Origin of the sequence: Teichococcus aestuarii (assembly GCF_003116135.1) — a bacterium.
In the GTDB taxonomy this organism is placed as follows: Bacteria; Pseudomonadota; Alphaproteobacteria; order Acetobacterales; family Acetobacteraceae; genus Pseudoroseomonas; species Pseudoroseomonas aestuarii.
On record NZ_PDOA01000055.1, the window covers coordinates 2501 to 5613 of the forward strand.

Genomic DNA, 3113 nt, shown 5'->3' on the forward strand with positions numbered 1-3113 from the left:
GCGGTGACGAGAATGAGTATGAGAAGGGCGTTCAGTGGATGCCTTGGCACCAAGAGGCGATGAAGGACGTGGCACGCTGCGATAAGCCGCGGGGAGATGCGAGCGATCGTTGATCCGCGGATGTCCGAATGGGGAAACCCCTCCTTTATGGAGATCTGGTTCTGAATACATAGGGATCAGAGGCAAACCCGGTGAACTGAAACATCTCAGTAGCCGGAGGAAAAGACATCAACAGAGATTCCCCGAGTAGTGGCGAGCGAAAGGGGACCAGGCCAGTACCCAGTCAACGTTAAGCCGAACGGTCTGGAAAGTCCGGCCAGAGCGGGTGATAGCCCCGTAGGCGTATGGCTTTGATTGGGTCTCGAGTAGGGCGGGGCACGTGAAACCCTGTCTGAACGTGGGGGGACCACCCTCCAAGCCTAAATACTCCTTGGTGACCGATAGTGCACAAGTACCGTGAGGGAAAGGTGAAAAGCACCCCGACAAGGGGAGTGAAAGAGACCTGAAACCGAACGCCTACAAGCAGTCGGAGCCCGCAAGGGTGACGGCGTACCTTTTGTATAATGGGTCCGCGAGTTTCTGTTTGCAGCAAGCTTAAGCCGTTAGGTGTAGGCGCAGCGAAAGCGAGTCCGAACAGGGCGCCGAGTTGCAGGCAGAAGACCCGAAACCGAGTGATCTAGCCATGGCCAGGCTGAAGGTGCGGTAACACGCACTGGAGGGCCGAACCCACGCCTGTTGAAAAAGTCGGGGATGAGCTGTGGCTAGGGGTGAAAGGCCAATCAAACTCGGAAATAGCTGGTTCTCCGCGAAATCTATTGAGGTAGATCGTCAGGCGAACACCGCCGGAGGTAGAGCACCGGAAGGGCTAGGGGGACCCAAAGTCCTACCAAACCCTACCGAACTCCGAATGCCGGTGAGTGCTACCTGGCAGACAGACAGTGGGTGCTAAGGTCCATTGTCGAGAGGGAAACAGCCCAGACCACCAGCTAAGGCCCCCAAATCGTGGCTAAGTGGGAAAGCATGTGAGACGGCCAAAACAACCAGGAGGTTGGCTTAGAAGCAGCCATCCTTTAAAGAAAGCGTAATAGCTCACTGGTCTAATAGCTGTCTTGCGGCGAAAATGTAACGGGGCTCAAGCCACGTGCCGAAGCTGTGGATGCATACGCAAGTATGCGTGGTAGCGGAGCGTTCCGTAGGCCTGCGAAGGTGGACCCGTGAGGGCCGCTGGAGGTATCGGAAGTGCGAATGCGGACATGAGTAGCGACAAAGAGGGTGAGAACCCCTCTCGCCGAAAGTCCAAGGGTTCCTGCGCAAGGCCAATCCGCGCAGGGTGAGCCGGCCCCTAAGGCGAGGGCGACAGCCGTAGCCGATGGAAACCAGGTGAATATTCCTGGGCCTGTCAGAAGTGACGAGTGTGAACCGTAGTCCCTCCTTATTGGATTGGAGAGGCTGCCGGATCACTCCAGGAAATAGCTCTGACATTATAGACCGTACCCGAAACCGACACAGGTGGACTGGTTGAGTATACCGAGGCGCTTGAGAGAACCATGCTGAAGGAACTAGGCAAATTACTCGCGTAACTTCGGGATAAGCGAGACCCATAGCCGGGCAACCGGAGATGGGTGGCACAGACCAGGGGGTGGCGACTGTTTAGTAAAAACACAGGGCTCTGCGAAATCGAGAGATGACGTATAGGGTCTGACGCCTGCCCGGTGCTGGAAGGTTAAGAGGAGGTGTGCAAGCACCGAATTGAAGCCCCAGTAAACGGCGGCCGTAACTATAACGGTCCTAAGGTAGCGAAATTCCTTGTCGGGTAAGTTCCGACCTGCACGAATGGCGTAACGACCTCCCCACTGTCTCCAGCATGGGCTCAGCGAAATTGAATTCCCCGTGAAGATGCGGGGTACCCGTGGTCAGACGGAAAGACCCTATGAACCTTTACTGCAACTTCGCAGTGGCATCAGGAAGGGGCTGTGTAGGATAGGTGGGAGGCTATGAAACCGGGGCGCTAGCTTCGGCGGAGCCATCCTTGAAATACCACCCTGCGCCTTTCTGATGTCTAACTGAGCCCAGTTACCCTGGGCCAGGACCCTGCGTGGCGGGCAGTTTGACTGGGGCGGTCGCCTCCCAAATGGTAACGGAGGCGCGCGATGGTGGGCTCAAGCCGGTCGGACATCGGCTGTTGAGTGCAAAGGCATAAGCCCGCCTGACTGTGAGCGCGACAGCGCGAACAGAGACGAAAGTCGGCCTTAGTGATCCGGTGGTCCCGCGTGGAAGGGCCATCGCTCAACGGATAAAAGGTACTCTAGGGATAACAGGCTGATCTCCCCCAAGAGTCCACATCGACGGGGAGGTTTGGCACCTCGATGTCGGCTCATCGCATCCCGGGGCTGGAGCAGGTCCCAAGGGTTCGGCTGTTCGCCGATTAAAGCGGTACGTGAGCTGGGTTTAGAACGTCGTGAGACAGTTCGGTCCCTATCTGCCATGGGTGTTGGAGACTTGCGAGGATCTGTCCCTAGTACGAGAGGACCGGGATGGACGTACCTCTGGTGTACCAGTTGTCGCGCCCGCGGCATCGCTGGGTAGCTAAGTACGGAACGGATAACCGCTGAAGGCATCTAAGCGGGAAACCAGCCTCTAAACGAGGTCTCCCCGAGGGTCGTGGTAGACCACCACGTCGATAGGCCGCAGGTATACGCCTGGTAACAGGCTCAGCCGAGCGGTCCTAATCACCCGAACGATCTCATTCAAAAACTCCGCCGTGGGCCTCAAAACCCACACCGCACGCAGCACCAATCCGCACTCACTCACATCACTCACCCATCACCAAATCAGTTACACATCATCCGTGTGCAAAAAAGTTCCGGCTCGGTGGCCCGGTGGCCATCGCGGGGTTGATACACCCGATCCCATCCCGAACTCGGACGTGAAACACCCCAGCGCCCATGGTACTGCATCTCAAGATGCGGGAGAGTAGGTCGCCGCCGGGCCACCAAGCCGGAACTTAACAAACACACGGATACTCTCACCACCGCGGGGTGGAGCAGCCCGGTAGCTCGTCAGGCTCATAACCTGAAGGTCACAGGTTCAAATCCTGTCCCCGCATCCAAATC

At 57.3% G+C, this 3113-nt stretch carries 1 tRNA gene and 2 rRNA genes; all 3 read left to right on the forward strand.

The window, feature by feature from the left end:
- Positions 1-11: 11 nt before the first annotated feature.
- The 3 genes from CR165_RS23975 to CR165_RS23985 all read left to right on the forward strand — a co-directional run bounded on the left by CR165_RS23975 (position 12) and on the right by CR165_RS23985 (position 3109).
- Positions 12-2750, forward strand: a 23S ribosomal RNA gene (locus CR165_RS23975).
- A gap of 125 nt (positions 2751-2875) precedes the next feature.
- Positions 2876-2990 (forward strand): 5S ribosomal RNA (rrf, locus tag CR165_RS23980).
- Positions 2991-3032: 42 nt separating this feature from the next.
- Positions 3033-3109, forward strand: a tRNA-Met gene (locus tag CR165_RS23985).
- Positions 3110-3113 lie beyond the last annotated feature (4 nt).